Raw genomic sequence first — 16,547 nt, 5'->3', positions numbered from 1 at the left:
GATGCGCTCTGTCTGGCTGTGCGGGGCTGCAGGTCTTGCCGGTGTGCTCGCCGCACCGCTGCTTGCACGCGAAGTGGTCGATGCCGCCGCGCCGTCCGATCTTGCGGTGACGATCTACCGCGATGCCGACCGCGGGCCGGACGAAAAGCTCGACCGCGATGATCCGCGCGGGCTGGCGATGATTTCCGAAACCCGCCGCGTGACGCTGCCTGCGGGCGAATCGACGATCCGCTTCGAAGGCGTCGCCGAAGGCATGATCGGCGTGTCCGCGATCGTCACCGGCCTGCCGGGCGGCACGATCGAGAAGAACCGCAACGCTGCGCTGCTCTCCCCCGCAGCGCTGGTCGACGGCACGCTGGGCAACCGGGTGACGATCACGCGGATGAACCCTGCCACCGGCAAACAGGTCAGCGAAGACGCGGTGGTGCGCACGCGGGCGGATGGCGGGGTGGTGCTCCAGACCGGGCAGGGCTTCGAGGCGGTGCGGTGTTCGGGCCTGCCCGAAACGCTCGGATTTGACCGCGTGCCTGCCGGGTTGTCCGCGCAGCCGGTGTTCTCGGTCGACACGCGCAGTGATACCGGCGGCACCTATGACGTGACTCTCACCTATCTTGCTTGGGGTTTCGACTGGGAGGCCAATTACGTCGGCACCATGACCGGCCGCCAGTCGGGCGACGAGTTCGAGATGGGATTGCTGAGCTGGCTGACGCTGGTCAACGACAACGGGCAGAGCTTCGATGATGCACGGCTCCAGATCGTTGCCGGACGCCTGAATGTCGACAGCGATTACGAAGATCTCGCCGATCCCCCGGCCGCGGAAGGGCTCTATCTCACCTGTTATCCGCTGGGCAGCACCAGCAGCGGTCCGCTCCCCGAAATCGTGCCCCCGCCGCCGATGTTCGCCCCGCCGCCCCCTCCACCACCGCCTCCGCCGATGGCGATGGCAGAGATGATCGTCGTCACCGGATCGCGGCTGAGCGCGCGAGACAGCGCCGTGGTCACCGCGAGCGAGGAAGACCTCGGCGATCTCAAGCTGTTCCGCGTTCCGGGCCGGATCGATGTGTCGGCCAAGGCGATGAAGCAGGTCGCGTTTCTCGACAAGGATGCGGTCAAGGCGCGGCTGCTCTACCGGGCCGGGTGCGATTCCAGCAACCGGATCTATCCAGACAGCGATACGCCCGATGCCGCGGACGTGCTGCTGCTGACGAAGAACGAGGACAAGAAGGGGCTGGGCATCGCGTTGCCGCAGGGCAGGCTCGCCTTGTTCGAGCCCGGGCCGCGCGGCGATCTGCTCGCCGCCGAAACGGACTTGCGCGATTACGCGCGCGGTCAGGATGTCGAACTTGCACTGGGGCAGAGCAATCAGGTCTTTGCGCTGTGCGGCGCGATCGGCGACCCGCCGGACGACGCACGCGGCTGGACGAAGATGCAGGCGCACCTCACCAACGCCAATCCGCATCCCGTGAAATTGCGGCTGAATCTGGCCTATGGCGGAGATCAGGACATCCGCTTTCCACGGCACGCGGTCGCGCTGAAGAACGGCTATCAGACGGTCGAGGTGACGGTGCCAGCCAACGCCACAAGGGTGTACGACTGGAAGTTGCGCGACGCGGCCGGCGACTAGGCGCAGGGTAGGGACCGGGACGCAGCTGTCCCCGTAAAAAATCTTTCGTTCCCTACTTGTTCCATGAGAACAAAAGCGATACATAGCATGCCATGGGCAGCGGAAAACTCGCGCTGGCCCCTAGGCAAGCGAAGGAGCGCGTGCGATGGCTACCCAATTGAAATTGGTGGATGAGGACAAGAAAGCCGTGGACCGTCAAAAGGCTCTGGAAGCCGCTCTGGCACAGATCGATCGCGCGTTCGGCAAGGGCTCGGCGATGAAGCTCGGCTCGAAGGAGACGATGCAGGTCGAATCGATTTCGACCGGATCGCTGGGTCTGGATATTGCGCTGGGCATCGGCGGTCTGCCGCGCGGCCGCGTGATCGAAGTCTACGGCCCTGAAAGCTCGGGCAAGACCACGCTGGCGCTGCATGTCATCGCCGAAGCGCAAAAATCGGGCGGCACCGCCGCCTTCGTCGATGCCGAACACGCGCTCGATCCGGTCTACGCCAGAAAGCTGGGCGTCGATATCGACGAACTGATCGTCTCGCAGCCCGACACCGGTGAGCAGGCGCTCGAAATCGTCGACACGCTGGTGCGCTCGAACGCGATCGATGTGCTGGTGGTCGATTCGGTCGCGGCGCTGGTGCCGCGCGCCGAAATCGAAGGCGAGATGGGCGATTCGCACGTCGGCCTTCAGGCGCGCCTGATGTCGCAGAGCTTGCGCAAGCTGACCGGCTCGATCAGCCGTTCGCGCTGCATGGTGATTTTCATCAACCAGCTGCGCATGAAGATCGGCGTGATGTACGGCAACCCGGAAACCACCACCGGTGGCAATGCGCTCAAGTTCTATGCCAGTGTCCGGCTCGACATCCGCCGCACCGGGCAGATCAAGGACCGCGACGAGATCACCGGCAACGCAACCCGCGTGAAGGTGGTCAAGAACAAGGTCGCGCCGCCGTTCAAGCAGGTCGAATTCGACATCATGTATGGCGAAGGCATCTCCAAGATCGGCGAGATCATCGACCTCGGGGTGAAGGCAGGCCTGGTGGAGAAATCAGGGAGCTGGTTCTCCTATGATTCGATCCGGATCGGGCAGGGCCGCGAAAACGCCAAGAACTACCTCAAGGAGCACCCCGATGTGTGCGATCGCCTCGAAGCGGCGATCCGCGCCCGCACCGACAAGGTCGCCGAAGAAATGATGACCGGTCCCGATGCGGATTCGGATGATTGACGCCGTGACGGCGCCCCGTCCCGCATAGGCGACTGGTCCCGCGTGTCCCGCGCGGTCTCCTTTCCCGCCGCAAGGGTGCCCGAATGTGCGCTGCGCCGGTCCTGTGTTCTTCCCCAAGGCACATGGCCGGCGTTTCGCTTTGGGCGGCAGGAAACGCGATTTTCAGGCCCGGCTTGCACTCCTTTAGAGCCATCCTGACCGGGCCCTGACCCCGGCTTGACCCCCTTCAGACCCTTGCCAGACCCCCTCGTTCAGCGCCTTTTTTCGCGCTCCATTGCGAAATCCGCGCGGTTTGCCTAACTGCACCGCCATGACCTCGACGAACGATATCCGCCGCTCCTTCCTCGACTATTTCAGTAGGCATGGCCACGCCGCCACGCCGAGCGCGCCGCTTGTTCCCTACAACGATCCCACGCTGATGTTCGTCAATGCGGGGATGGTGCCGTTCAAGAACGTCTTTACCGGGCTCGAAACCCCTGCCAGCCCGCGCGCCGCTTCGTCGCAGAAATGCGTCCGCGCCGGGGGCAAGCACAATGATCTCGACAACGTCGGCTACACCGCGCGGCACCATACCTTCTTTGAAATGCTTGGGAATTTTTCCTTCGGCGACTACTTCAAGGAAGAAGCGATCACGCATGCCTGGACCCTCCTGACCAAGGAGTGGGGGTTGCCGGCCGACAAGCTCACCGTGACGGTGTATCATACAGACGACGAGGCCGCCGCATTGTGGCGCAAGATCGCCGGCCTGCCGGACGACCGGATCATCCGGATCGCTACGGCCGACAACTTCTGGTCGATGGGCGATACCGGCCCGTGCGGGCCCTGCTCCGAGATTTTCTACGACCACGGCGACCACATCTTCGGCGGCCCTCCCGGCAGCCCCGACGAGGATGGCGACCGCTTCGTCGAGATCTGGAATCTCGTTTTCATGCAGTACGATCAACAGCTTGACGGGACGCGCCGCGACCTGCCCAAGCCTTCGATCGACACCGGCATGGGGATCGAACGCGTTGCCGCGGTGCTGCAGGGCGTTCACGACAACTACGACACCGACACTTTCAAGGCGCTGATCGCCGCATCCGAAAACCTCACCGGTGTCGCGGCGGAGGGCGAAACCGCCGCCTCGCACCGCGTGATCGCCGACCATCTGCGTTCGACCAGCTTCCTCATGGCCGACGGCGTCCTCCCCTCGAACGAGGGCCGCGGCTATGTCCTGCGCCGCATCATGCGCCGCGCGATGCGCCACGCGCACTTGCTTGGCGCTTCCGAGCCGCTGATGCACCGCCTTGTCCCTTCGCTCGTCACCGAAATGGGGCAGGCCTATCCCGAGCTTGTCCGTGGTCAGGCGTTGATCGAGGAAGTGCTCGAGCGCGAGGAAACGCAATTCCGCCGCACGCTCGACAAGGGTCTGAAGCTGCTCGACGAGGCAACGGGCGATCTGGCCGCCGGCGGCGAACTCGATGGCGAAGTCGCCTTCAAGCTCTACGATACCTACGGCTTCCCCTATGATCTGACCGAAGACGCTCTGCGCGCGCGCGACATCGGGGTTGACAAGAAGGGGTTCGACGCCGCGATGGCGCGCCAGAAAGCCGCGGCCCGCGCCGCCTGGAAAGGTTCGGGCGAGGCGGCGTCGGGCGAGGTCTGGTTCGACATCGCCGAACGCGAAGGCGCGAGCGAATTCACCGGCTATGCCTCGACCAGCGGTGAGGGCAAGGTGGTCGCAATCGTGCGCAACGGCGCCGAAGTTGCGCAGGCCGCGGCGGGCGAAGAGGTCGTGATCCTCACCAACCAGACCCCGTTCTACGGTGAAAGCGGCGGCCAGACCGGCGATGCTGGCACGATTACCAGTCTCGCTGGGCTCAGCGCGCAAGTTACCGACACGTCGAAGCCGCTGGGCCGGCTGCACGCGCATCAGGTGCGGATCAATGCTGGCACGGTGGCCGTGGGCGACACGGTGGAGCTCAAGGTCGACGCCGACCGGCGTGACCGGGTGCGCGCGAACCATTCCGCCACGCACCTCGTCCACGCCGCGCTGCGCAATCGCCTTGGCGGGCATGTGACGCAAAAGGGCAGCATGGTCGCCGAAGACCGGTTGCGGTTCGATTTCTCGCATCCGGTCGCGCTGACCGCAGAGGACATCGCCGCGGTCGAAGCCGAGGTGAACGCCGAAATTCGCGCGAACGAGCAGGTATCGACCCGGCTGATGACGCCGGACGATGCGGTCGCCGCCGGCGCACTGGCGCTGTTCGGCGAGAAATACGGTGACGAGGTGCGCGTGCTTTCGATGGGCCGGACCGGCGGCGAAGGACGCAACTATTCGGTCGAACTGTGCGGCGGCACCCATGTGCGCGCCACCGGCGATATCGGGATCTTCCGGATCATTTCCGAAAGCGCGGTCTCGTCGGGTGTGCGGCGGATCGAGGCGATGACCGGTGAGGGCGCGCGCCAGTGGCTGGTCGGACGCGAGGAGGCCTTGAAGGCTGCCGCAAGCGTGATCCGCGCGACCCCCGAGGAAGTGCCGGCACGGCTTTCCGCGTTGCTCGACGAACGTCGGCGCCTTGAACGCGAATTGGCCGATGCGAAGAAGGCGCTTGCGCTGGGCGGCGGCAATGCGGGCGGCGGCGCGGCGCAGGCGGACGAAACGATCGGCGATGTCACTTTCGCAGGTCAGGTGCTCGACGGGCTCGATCCGAAGGAACTGCGCCCGCTTCTCGATGCCGCCAAGCAGCGGATCGGCAGCGGCGTGGCGGCGATCATCGCGGTCAATGACGGCAAGGCAAGCATCGCGGCAGCGGTGACCGATGATCTTACCGCGCGGTTCAGCGCGGTCGATTTGGTACGCGCCGCGGTGGATACGCTGGGCGGGAAAGGCGGCGGTGGCCGGCCCGACATGGCGCAGGGCGGCGGCCCGGATGGCAGCAAGGCCAGCGAGGCACTGGCAGCAGTGAAGGCCGTTCTGGCGGGCTGAGCCGGAAGCCTCACGCCTCGCGTTCGCGCAGGCTGCCCGTCTTCAGCCGCGGCTTTTCACTGAGCCCGCCGTCGCGTTCGAGCTGCTCGCGAAACTCGTCGCGCTTGGCGTGGATCGACGCGATCACCGGTCCCATCGCCACGCCGATATCGACCAGCACCGCTTCGGAAAGCTGAAGTGAGGCTTCGAGCGTTTCGGGCACCGCGTGGCTTGCGCCGGCGCGGTACATCGCGGCGGCATGGTCGGGATCGCGGGCGCGCGCGACGATCAGCAGATCCGGATAGGCCTGTCGAAGCTTGGCGACGAGACGCTGGGCGAGCACCGGTTCGTCCATGGTGAGGACGACTGCCGGTGCATCTTCGACGCCGAGGCGGGCGAGGGTGTCCCCGCGCGCGGCATCGCCGAAGGTCGCGCGGTAGCCATCGCGCTTGGCGAGCTCGATCAGATCGGGGTTGCTGTCGATCATCACATAGGGCTTGGTATGGGTGCGCATCATGTCGGCGACCAGCCTCCCAACGCGCCCGCCGCCGACGATGATCGTACGGGCGGTGGCCGGCTCCTCTTCCTCGGAGTTCTGCGCAGTTGCATCGACCCGCCGCGCAACCGCCGCCCCGAGCTTGGCGAGCAGCGGCGTGATCGTGAGGCCGATCGCGGTGACGGTCTGCCAGAAGCGCGCGGTTTCGGCGTCAAGCACCAGCGCACTGGTGGCGGCGGCAAGAACGATCAGCGTGGTTTCCGATGGCGATGCCATCAGCAGCCCGGTTTCAGCCGCCGTGCTGCGCCGAGCGCCCATCAACCGCAGCAGCGAGCCGGTGATAATCGCCTTGAACATCACCACCCCGGTCACCGCCAGCGCGATCGGCCCGATCTGCTCGGCAATTTCGGCCAGATTGATGCTCATGCCGACGGTGATGAGGAAGACCCCCAGAGCAAGGCCTTTGAACGGCTCCATGATCTGTTCGACTTCGGTGTGATATTCGGTTTCCGCAATCAGCAGCCCTGCGATCAGCGCGCCGACGATCGGCGAGAGGCCGACGAGCGCGGTCGCGAGGCTCGCACCGATCACCACCAGCAGCGAAGCGGACAGGAACAGCTCGGGGCTTTTGGTGCGTGCGGCCTGCGCGAAGAGACGGGGGAGGAGAACCCGGCCCGCCACCAGCAGCACCGCGACCACCAGCCCGCCCTGCCACAGGGTTCGGATCATCCCGCCCCAGCCTTCATCGGCGGCATTGGGTGCGAGCGCGCCGAGGATAAAGATGATCGGCACGATCATGATGTCTTCGAACAATAGCATCGAGAGGGCGGCGCGGCCCACGGGCGATTTGGTGCCCGAAATCGGCAGAACGATGGCGGTCGAGGAAAAGGCGAGCGCGAAGCCCAACGCCAGCGCGGCGGCGGTGTTCATGTCGCCTGCCAGCCCCATGAACAGCGCCAGCGCGCCGCCGCTGATCAGCACCTCGAGCGCGCCGAGCCCGAATACCAGCTTGCGCATCTGCCACAGGCGATTGAAGCTGAGTTCCAGCCCGATCGCGAACAATAGCAGGATGATCCCGAAATCGGCGAAGGGAACCAGCCTCACCACATTGGTGATGGTTATGTAGTAGAGCCATGGATGCTCATCGACGAGCGAGCCGAGGCCCGAGGGGCCGACCAGAACCCCGATCAGGATGAAGCCGATGATCGGCGTGATCCGGAACCGGGCGAACAGCGGAATGACGATCCCTGCGGAGCCGAGAATCACCAGCGCGTCCGAAAGGACGGGGGAAAGGGTCAGTTCGCCAGCCATGCCTAGGGCTTAACCGGGCGGGGCGGGGCTGTCACCCTTGCATCAGGCGCAAAAAAGCCGGGCAGGCCGCAAGGCCGCCCGGCTTCTGCGATTTCGCAGGAAAATCAGGCCGAGGCGGCCATTTCCTTTTCGAGATTTTCAACGATCGTTTCGAAGAACTGCTCGGTGGTCTGCCATGCCTGGCCCGGGCCGATCAGCAGCGCGAGATCCTTGGTCATGTAGCCCTTCTCGACGGTCTGCACGCAGACCCGTTCGAGCGTTTCGGCGAACTTCACAACCTCGGGCGTGCCGTCGAACTTGCCGCGATACATCAGGCCGCGGGTCCATGCGAAGATCGAGGCGATCGGGTTGGTCGAGGTTGCCTTGCCCTGCTGGTGCTGGCGGTAGTGGCGGGTGACGGTGCCATGCGCGGCTTCGGCCTCCACCGTCTTGCCATCGGGCGAGAGCAGCACGGAAGTCATCAGGCCGAGCGAGCCGAACCCTTGCGCGACGGTATCCGACTGCACGTCGCCGTCGTAGTTCTTGCACGCCCACACGAACTTGCCCGACCACTTGAGCGCCGAGGCGACCATGTCGTCGATCAGGCGGTGTTCGTAGACCATGCCCTTGGCCTTGAACTGTTCGGCAAAGCCTTCGTTGTCGAACACTTCCTGGAACAGATCCTTGAAGCGCCCGTCATAGGCCTTCATGATCGTGTTCTTGGTCGACAGATAGACCGGCCAGCCGAGGTTCAAGCCGTAGTTGAACGAGGCGCGGGCAAAGTCGCGGATCGAATCGTCGAGGTTGTACATCGCCATTGCGACGCCGCTGCTGGGGAAATCGAACACGTCGAGATCGATCTTCTCGCCGTTCTCGCCGTCCCACACCAGCCGCAGCTTGCCCGGGCCGGGGATCAGCGTGTCGGTCGCCTTGTACTGGTCGCCGAAGGCGTGACGACCGACCACAATGGGATCGGTCCAGCCCGGCACCAGTCGCGGCACGTTGTCGATCACGATCGGTTCGCGGAAGACCACGCCGCCAAGGATGTTGCGGATCGTGCCGTTGGGGCTCTTCCACATCTTCTTGAGGCCGAATTCCTCGACGCGCTGTTCGTCGGGCGTGATGGTGGCGCACTTCACGCCCACGCCATACTGCTTGATCGCGTTGGCGCTATCGACCGTGACCTGGTCATCGGTCGCGTCGCGGTTCTCGATCGAGAGGTCGTAATACTTCAGATCGATATCGAGGTAGGGCAGGATCAGCCTTTCGCGGATCCACTGCCAGATGATGCGCGTCATCTCGTCGCCATCAAGCTCGACGACGGGGTTGGCGACTTTGATTTTTTGCATGTTGATTGCCCTATCCTTCGTGCCCCGACTTTCGCGGGGCGAGGTGTGACTGACAGGAAGCTTTGATCAGATCCCGCGCGGGCTTTAGCAGAGGAGGGCGGGCATGCAAGCATCCGGGTTGCAAATGAAATGCAACAGCCGTTTCCCCGTTCACGATACCAAGGCGCAGGCACAAAAAAACCCGCCGAAGGGCGGGCTTTCTTGGATCGCGGAAGCGATCGGGTTTCCGGTGGTGGGCGTAGCAAGGATTGAACTTGCGACCCCTACGATGTCAACATAGTGCTCTACCACTGAGCTATACGCCCGCACCATCGGAGCGCCCCATCCCGGGGCGGAGCGGCCCTTTATCGCAGCACTTTCGAACGTGCAAGCGATTTGCGCCGAGAAATTTTCACATCCTTGCCGCGTCGGCTTCTTCGAAGACCCGTTCAACCTCGAGCACGAGGTCGCGCAGGTGGAACGGCTTCGACAAAACCTTGGCGGCGGGCTGCTCGCGGCTTGCGCGCAGCGATACCGCGGCAAAGCCGGTGATGAACATGACTTTCGTGCGCGGCGAGATTTCCGCGCAGCGCTGCGCCAGTTCGATCCCGTCCATTTCCGGCATCACGATATCGGAGAGCAGCAGATCGAAATCGCCCGTTTCAAGCAGCGGCACCGCATCGGTGCCGCGGTCGACCGCGCTGACGTGGTAACCGGCATTGGTAAGCGCGCGTTCAAGATAGGCGCGCATCGCGTCTTCGTCTTCGGCCAGAAGGATACGGGGGGTACGGGTCGATGTCATGGCATGCACGTTAGCATATCGGACTTAAGAAATCTTTCCTCTTCGGTGCATCCTGCTCCGGCATGGTGCGAATTGTTCGAGCCTGACGGCCCGATCAGCCTTTGACATGGGATGGCAAACGCGCCAGCACGGCGGACGACCATGGCACCGCCGTCCCGCTCCCTCGATGCCCGCGCGGCCGGCCCGCTGTCGTCCCAGCGCCGCGCTGTGAGTGGCGGATTCATTCCGGGATTGGGCGATGCGCCTGCTTTCACGCTGACGCGGCCCCCGCGCCTGGGCCTGCCGGTGCTGGTCGCGGTGCCGCATGCGGGCAGGGCCTATCCCGATCATGTCACGGCGCGGATGCGCGATCCGGGCCACGCGCAGCTGCGGCTCGAAGATCGCCACGTCGACCGGCTCGCGATAGCGATAGCGCGCGAAGCGGGGGCCGCGCTGCTGGTGGCGCATGCGCCGCGCGCGCTGCTCGATCTCAATCGTGCACCCGGCGATATCGACTGGGACATGATCGAAGGCGGCCGGCCTGCCGATCTGCCCGCGCACATTGCGGTGCATCACGGGAACGCGCGCGCGCGCAGCGGGCTCGGTCTGGTGCCGCGGCGCTTGCCGGGATCGGGCGAAATCTGGCGCGGCCGGCTGAGCCGCGATGAACTGACTGCGCGGATCGAGGGCATCCACACCGCCTACCACGCGATGCTCTCGGACGAATTGGCGCGGATCCGCCAGGAATGGGGCGTGGCCTTGCTCGTCGACCTGCATTCGATGCCGCCGCTGCGCGCAGGCGAGGGCGAGGCGCGGGCGCCGCTGGTGGTGATCGGCGACCGGTTCGGCGCCTCGTGTCACAACCGGCTGGCGGGAAGGGCGCTCGCGCATCTGGAAACCCGCGGTGTCACCGCCACGCACAACCGGCCCTATTCGGGCGGTTACGTGCTCGACCGTCACGGCGCACCGCAGGACGGCACGCATGCCGTCCAGATCGAGGTGTGCCGCACGGCCTATCTCGATCGCAATCTGGCCGAACCTGCCGCGGGGCTGCCTGCGGTTGCCGCGATGCTGACCTCACTTGTGCGCGAACTGGGCGCAGAGGCCGCGCGGATCGGGGGCGCGCACGCGCTGCGTCAGGCAGCCGAATAGCGCGGCCCGGGAAATGCAAAGCGGGCGGGCCGACCATCGTCCACCCGCCCGCCAATTTCCTGCATCGGCCGGAGTGTCGCCACCCCGGCCACTGCTATCAGTTCAGCGCCGCTGCCGGTTCACCCTGCGCGTTCATCGGCACCTTGCCCTGCGAGAGTTGACGCTCGAAGATCGTGCGCATCAGGTTGAGCGAGAAGAGGTGTGCGTGGATCAGCATCAGCATGCCGTTCTTCGACAGTTCCTCAAGCTTCTCGGCCGAAAGCTCGCGCAGCTTGTTCTCGTCGACCATGCGGAAACCGCGATAGATGAACGGGGTGTCGGGCATGTCGCCGCGGGTGATCGCGATTTCGCCGTCCATCAGGATGTTGAGCTTTTCGAGCTCTTCCATGAACAGCTTGGTGCGCTGGCCGGCTTCTTCGAAGCGGCGGCAGAAGTCGAGCACGCCTTGCGTGTATTCGGTCGGCTGACCGGCGTCGTCGAACAGCGCGAGGCCTTCGTCGAACTTCCCCAGCAGGCCGGGAACCGGATCGAAGCACAGCGACATGTCATCGTTGCCGGGCTGCAGCTTGGCGAGGATGAAGGGATAGCGGCGCGCATAGGCGGGCAGGTAGATCGCTTCGTTGATCTTCATGTCTTCGCCGACAAAGGTGTTCACGCCTTCGTTGAGGCCGAACAACGCGATCGGCAGCGGGTTTTCGCCCGAGGTGAACACGATCGGGAAATGGCGCTGTGCGTCGACGAATTCATCCGAGGTCACCGGGATCGCGTGCGTCACGGAAAGGTATTCGGCGCTGTCGAGCGTGCCAGCCTTCCAGTCGGCGTGATCGCGGCTGTTGAGCGGAAGCAGGTCCTTGTAGAACAACGGAAGTTGCGGTTGCGGCGCGCTGGCCATAACAAAATCTCCGAAACGGAAGTGGATGATCCCCTCAGCGGAAAAAACATTCCCTCCCCGCCGAATGGGCGCGCACTAAAGCACAGCGCGCGCGGGTGCAAGCGGTCCGGAATGGGACGCAGACGGGCCGGGCAGGAGTTTCCCCGGATTGAGCAGATTGTCCGGATCGAGCGCGCGTTTGACCGCCGCCATCACCGCGAGCGCGGCGGGATCGTGCAGCCGGGCAAGCTCGGCCACCTTCATCTGGCCGATCCCATGTTCGGCACTGATCGAGCCGCCCCATGCGGTCACAAGGTCGTAAACCTGCGCGCTGATCGTCTTGCCTTGCGCTTCTTCCCAGGCCCCGCGCACCGCGCTTGCCGGGGCGATCACGTGAAAGTGGACGTTGCCATCGCCAAGGTGGCCGAAAGCGATCGCGCGGGTGCCGGGAAACGCGCTTTCCAGCGCAGGAATCGCAGCGAGGATGAATTCGGGCATCCGTTCGACCGGAACCGAGATATCGTGCTGCATCGCCGGGCCAAGCGCGCGTTCGGCCGCGGATATGCCATCGCGCAAGGCCCAGAACGCTTCGGCCTGGGTGTCGTTGGCGGCGATCACGGCGTCGGCAATCAGTCCGTCGTCCAGCGCGGCGGCCAGCGCGGCTTCGAGCGTTTCGCGCAGCATCGCGTTGTCGCTGGAGGGGGACACGCATTCGATCAGCGCGTTCCATTCGTGGCTTTGGCCCAGCGGCGCGCGGGCTGCGGGCTGATGCGCTAGCACCGCATCAAGGCAATGCGCCGGCACCACTTCGAACCCTTCGAGTGCCTCGCCCATCGCGCGCTCGATCTGGCGCAGCAGCGTGCGCGCCTCGACAATCCCGCCAAGCCCGACCCATGCCGTCACCCTGCCGGCGGGGGCGGGCAGCAGCTTCAGGCAGGCGGCGGTGACAATCCCGAGCGTGCCTTCCGATCCGATCAGAAGCTGCTTCAGATCAAAGCCGCGATTGTCTTTCTTCAGCGGGGTCATCAGATCGAGCACGCTGCCATCGGCAAGCACGGCCTCAAGACCCAGCACCTGCGCACGCATCGTTCCGTGGCGCAGCACCTGCGTTCCCCCGGCATTGGTCGCGATCAGCCCGCCGATCGTGGCCGAGCCCTTGCCGCCAAGTGTGAGCGCAAAGCGCATGCCTTTCGCTTCGGCGGCTTCGTGCAGTGTCTGCAGCACCACGCCCGCCTCGCACACCGCCTGCCCCGCATCGGCCGACACGGCGCGGATCGCGTTCATCCGGCGCAGCGACAGGATGATCGCGGTGCCGCTGTCATCGGGGGTCGCGCCGCCTGCCATGCCGCTGTTGCCGCCCTGCGGCACGATCGGAATGCGATGCTGCGCGCACAGCCTGACCAGCGCGGCAACTTCCGCGGTCGACGCCGGCGACGCCAGCGCACATGCGCGCCCGGTGTAACGGCCGCGCCAGTCGGTCAGCCAAGCGTCCATCCGCTCGGGATCGGAAGTCAGCCCGCGCGGGCCGAGCAGCAAGGCCGCTTCGCGCATGAATTCATCGGCGCTTTCGCTCTGGGCAGAAGACAGGTCGGTCATTGTTGCTGCCATGCCACACCAATGGGGCAATGTGCCATCGGTTTTGCAGCACATCCGGGGCAGCAGTTAAGCGGTGGTTCAATTGAAAGGCTTAGGGCATAGATCGCCTGCGCTGCGGATGCTGCGCGGCGCGCCATCGCCGATCCCGTCGAACCTTGGGAGGTAATCTCTTTCGTCCATGCACGGCTCGTTCGCTCTTGCTGCGCCGATTGCGTTTCTGCTGCCGCTGTGGGGTGATGCCGCTGCCGTCCTGAGGGGCGGTGATGACGCTGTCCCGCACCGCGACGCGGCGTCGGCACCGCAATGCGACGAGGCTGCATCGGCGGGGCAATCGATGCTCACGGCAATCAATCCGCTGACCGCAATGCGGCAAAGCGCCCGCGCGCAGCAGATCCGGATCGAACAGCGGGTGTTGGTGCGGATCGTCCCGCAGCCCGGGCCGGCGCGGCTCAACCTTGCCCCCGTCATGCCCGATCGTCAGTCGGCTCCGCGGCTTGAGGAGCGCGGCAAGGAGAAATGCGTTGCGATCGGCGAGATTGCCGGCGTGCAGACCGGCAGCGGCAACCGGCTGGTGCTGTTCCTGCGCGATTCCCGGATGGTTTCGGTCAACCTCGAAAAATCCTGCCGCGCGCGCGACTTCTATGCCGGGTTTTATGTCGAGAAGAACAAGGACGGGCGCCTGTGCGTCGATCGCGACAAGCTGCGCTCGCGCACCGGCGCATGGTGCGAAGTCGCCACGATGCGCCAGCTGGTCGTGACCCGCGGTTGACGCGCGCGGGGCAGACAGGCGCGTTTTCTTGACTTTTGCGCCTATTTGCGGGAAAGGCGCGGCGGCCCTCTGGTCGTGCATCTGTGCGCAGCAGGCCCGCAATCCCGGCAGCAACCCTGCCCGCTATTCTCGGACACCACACCAAGCATGACTTTCGCCGATCTCGGCCTTTCGCCCGAATTGCTCAAAGCCGTGGAGGACGCGGGCTACACCACGCCCACTGCGATCCAGGCCCAGGCAATTCCGACCGTCCTGATGATGAAGGACCTGATCGGCATCGCCCAGACGGGGACGGGCAAGACCGCAAGCTTCGTGCTTCCGATGATCGATGTGATGGCCGCCGGACGGCGCCGCGCGCTGATGCCGCGCTCGCTGATCCTCGAACCCACGCGCGAACTGGCCGCGCAGGTTGCCGAGAATTTCGAGAAATACGGCAAGAACCACGATCTCAAGATGGCGCTGCTGATCGGCGGCGTGCAGATGGGCGACCAATTGAAGGCGCTGAGCGACGGGGTCGACGTGCTGATCGCGACGCCGGGCCGCCTCATGGACCTGTTCGAACGCGGCAAGATCATGCTCAACGGCTGCGAACTCTTGGTGATCGACGAGGCCGACCGGATGCTCGACATGGGGTTCATCCCCGACATCGAATTCATCTGCTCCAAGCTTCCCGAATCGCGGCAGACGATGCTGTTTTCGGCCACCATGCCCGCGCCGATCGAGAAGCTGGCGAAGAAGTTCCTGACCAATCCCAAGCGCATCGAAACCGCGCGTGCGGCGACGACCAACAAGGATATCACCGCCTTCAAGGTGCCGGTGAAGTCGAAGCAGAAGCGCGAGACGCTGCGCTGGTTCCTCGAAAACGATCTGGTCGAGAACGCGATCATTTTCGCCAACAAGAAGACCACCGTGCGCGAGCTCAACCAGAGCCTCAACCGCCACGGCTTCCGCGCCAGCGAGATCCATGGCGACATGGACCAGTCCTCGCGGATCAAGGAGCTCGACCGGTTCAAGGCGGGCGAGGTCAACATCCTCGTCGCGTCGGACGTTGCGGCGCGCGGGCTAGACATCAAGGGTGTGAGCCACGTGTTCAACTTCGACACGCCCTGGCACCCTGACGATTACGTCCACCGCATCGGGCGCACGGGCCGCGCAGGCGCAAAGGGACGGGCTTTCACCTTCGTTTCCGAAGAAGATGCCGAAGCCATCAGCAATGTCGAAAAGCTGACCGGAAGTCCGATCAAGGTGTTCGGCAAGGACGATGTGCGCATCGATCTGACCGAAGCGCTCGCGAAAGCCGAAGCGGCCAAGGCGAAGGCCAAGCCCGAACCCGAAGCGCGTAGCGAAGACGATGCGCCGCCCTCCGAACGCAAGCCGCGCCGCAGCCGCGAAGACCGCGAGCCGCGTCAAGAGCGCGCGCCGCGGGAAGAACGACCGCGCCGCGAAAAATCCGCGCCGCGGACCGACCGCGTCACCGCCAGCGACGACCGGAAGCCCCGGCGTTACCGCGAGGACGACGAACCCGTTCCCGCCGGCGAATGGAATGGCCCGCGTCCGAGCTTCCTCGACGTCGGCTTCGGCTAGGACCTGCCCCGCGCGCGATTAACGCTTTCTTGGCGGATGGTGCCTATCCTTGCCGCCGTGATTGCAGAGATTGCCCAGACCGCTCGCCACGAAATGGCCGAGCTTTTGCCTGTCGCACTGGTGTTCGGCACGCTGGCCTATGTCACCAAGCGCAAGGCGATCATCGCCAGCCTTCGCCGTGCGCGCGGCGAAAGCGTCACCAATATCGTTCTGATGCTGGTCAACGCGCTGATCTTCGTGCCCTTGATTGCCGTGCCGGTGTTTGCCGGATTGCTCTTGCTGCCGCGCGCGGCGGTGTTGACCGGTTTCTGGGACGCGATGCCGGGTACGGTCAGCGTGATCGGCGCGGTCGTGCTGGTCGAATTTGCCGCCTATTGGCGCCACCGTTTCGAACATTCTCCCGCGCTGTGGCGCATCCATGCGACGCATCACGCCGACGAGGCGATGACCTGGCTGAGCGTGCGCCGCAAGCATCCGCTGGGCGAGGCGCTGGCGCTGGTGATGGACAATGTGCCTGCAATCCTGCTCGGCGTGCCATTCTGGGCGATCGCGGTTTCGGTGATCATCCGCGGCTGGTGGGGCTATTTCATCCACGCCGACGTGCCATGGACATTGGGCGTGCTGGGCAAGGTGCTGATCTCGCCCGCGGCACACCGTCTGCACCACATCCGCGACGAGACATTGATGGGGACCAATTACGGCAACATGCTGACGGTCTGGGACAAGGCGTTCGGCACCTATTGCGACCCCGCACCGCATCTCAACTGCGAAACCGGGATCGCCGAAGGTACGCGCGATGCCTGGGGCGAACTCCTCCGCCCGTTCGAGCCGCGCTATTGGCGCAAGGCCGATGCGCCGCCGGCGGGCGAACTGGCCGGCTGACTGCCTGTAACCCC

General features: G+C 65.0%; 12 protein-coding genes and 1 tRNA gene. 7 read left to right on the top strand and 6 right to left on the bottom strand.

Annotation, left to right across the window (positions count from 1 at the left end; genetic code table 11):
• Position 1 precedes the first annotated feature (1 nt).
• From A9D12_RS13550 to alaS, 3 genes are all read left to right on the top strand, one after another.
• Positions 2–1,624, top strand: coding sequence for a DUF4139 domain-containing protein (locus A9D12_RS13550; protein ID WP_156522891.1), 1,623 nt, complete (start codon positions 2–4; stop codon positions 1,622–1,624).
• Positions 1,625–1,769: 145 nt separating this feature from the next.
• A complete protein-coding gene (gene recA, locus A9D12_RS13545; protein WP_068352740.1) occupies positions 1,770–2,837 on the top strand; it encodes a recombinase RecA in 1,068 nt (355 codons plus the stop codon).
• A 310-nt stretch (positions 2,838–3,147) separates the two neighbouring features.
• Complete coding sequence (alaS, locus tag A9D12_RS13540; protein WP_068352737.1) at positions 3,148–5,805, top strand: alanine--tRNA ligase; 2,658 nt, start codon at positions 3,148–3,150, stop codon at positions 5,803–5,805.
• Positions 5,806–5,815: 10 nt separating this feature from the next.
• On the opposite strand, the gene A9D12_RS13535 is transcribed toward alaS, so the two are convergent.
• The 4 genes from A9D12_RS13535 to cpdR all read right to left on the bottom strand — a co-directional run bounded on the left by A9D12_RS13535 (position 5,816) and on the right by cpdR (position 9,700).
• On the bottom strand, positions 5,816–7,591 hold the full coding sequence (locus A9D12_RS13535) for a cation:proton antiporter domain-containing protein (RefSeq protein ID WP_068352736.1): 1,776 nt from the start codon (positions 7,589–7,591) through the stop codon (positions 5,816–5,818).
• 104 nt (positions 7,592–7,695) lie between these two features.
• The gene (locus A9D12_RS13530) at positions 7,696–8,919 is read right to left on the bottom strand and encodes an NADP-dependent isocitrate dehydrogenase (RefSeq protein ID WP_068352735.1); all 1,224 of its coding nucleotides are present in this window, start codon (positions 8,917–8,919) and stop codon (positions 7,696–7,698) included.
• 230 nt (positions 8,920–9,149) lie between these two features.
• A tRNA-Val gene (locus A9D12_RS13525) sits at positions 9,150–9,224 on the bottom strand.
• A gap of 86 nt (positions 9,225–9,310) precedes the next feature.
• Entirely contained in the window at positions 9,311–9,700 is a 390-nt protein-coding gene (gene cpdR / locus A9D12_RS13520; protein WP_068352732.1) for a cell cycle two-component system response regulator CpdR, read from the bottom strand.
• 141 nt (positions 9,701–9,841) lie between these two features.
• On the opposite strand from cpdR, the gene A9D12_RS13515 reads away from it, so the two are divergent.
• Positions 9,842–10,831 carry an N-formylglutamate amidohydrolase gene (locus A9D12_RS13515; RefSeq protein ID WP_197489830.1) on the top strand — a complete coding sequence of 330 codons (990 nt, stop codon included), beginning with the start codon at positions 9,842–9,844 and terminating at the stop codon, positions 10,829–10,831.
• 97 nt (positions 10,832–10,928) lie between these two features.
• Here A9D12_RS13515 and A9D12_RS13510 read toward each other — a convergent pair whose 3' ends face one another.
• Together A9D12_RS13510 and A9D12_RS13505 are read right to left on the bottom strand one after the other, a co-directional pair.
• Positions 10,929–11,723 carry a SapC family protein gene (locus A9D12_RS13510; RefSeq protein ID WP_068352729.1) on the bottom strand — a complete coding sequence of 265 codons (795 nt, stop codon included), beginning with the start codon at positions 11,721–11,723 and terminating at the stop codon, positions 10,929–10,931.
• A 75-nt stretch (positions 11,724–11,798) separates the two neighbouring features.
• Positions 11,799–13,298 carry an FAD-binding oxidoreductase gene (locus A9D12_RS13505; RefSeq protein WP_068352726.1) on the bottom strand — a complete coding sequence of 500 codons (1,500 nt, stop codon included), beginning with the start codon at positions 13,296–13,298 and terminating at the stop codon, positions 11,799–11,801.
• Positions 13,299–13,476: 178 nt separating this feature from the next.
• On the opposite strand from A9D12_RS13505, the gene A9D12_RS13500 reads away from it, so the two are divergent.
• The 3 genes from A9D12_RS13500 to A9D12_RS13490 all read left to right on the top strand — a co-directional run bounded on the left by A9D12_RS13500 (position 13,477) and on the right by A9D12_RS13490 (position 16,533).
• On the top strand, positions 13,477–14,067 hold the full coding sequence (locus A9D12_RS13500; protein WP_068352724.1) for a hypothetical protein: 591 nt from the start codon (positions 13,477–13,479) through the stop codon (positions 14,065–14,067).
• Positions 14,068–14,214: 147 nt separating this feature from the next.
• Positions 14,215–15,651 carry a DEAD/DEAH box helicase gene (locus A9D12_RS13495; protein ID WP_068352722.1) on the top strand — a complete coding sequence of 479 codons (1,437 nt, stop codon included), beginning with the start codon at positions 14,215–14,217 and terminating at the stop codon, positions 15,649–15,651.
• 39 nt (positions 15,652–15,690) lie between these two features.
• On the top strand, positions 15,691–16,533 hold the full coding sequence (locus A9D12_RS13490; protein ID WP_231889637.1) for a sterol desaturase family protein: 843 nt from the start codon (positions 15,691–15,693) through the stop codon (positions 16,531–16,533).
• Positions 16,534–16,547: the final 14 nt, after the last annotated feature.

Origin of the sequence: Erythrobacter neustonensis, assembly GCF_001663175.1 — a bacterium.
In the GTDB taxonomy this organism is placed as follows: domain Bacteria; phylum Pseudomonadota; class Alphaproteobacteria; order Sphingomonadales; family Sphingomonadaceae; genus Erythrobacter; species Erythrobacter neustonensis.
Note: the sequence above shows the minus strand (reverse complement) of the source record. Positions and strands in the feature narration are given on the sequence as shown.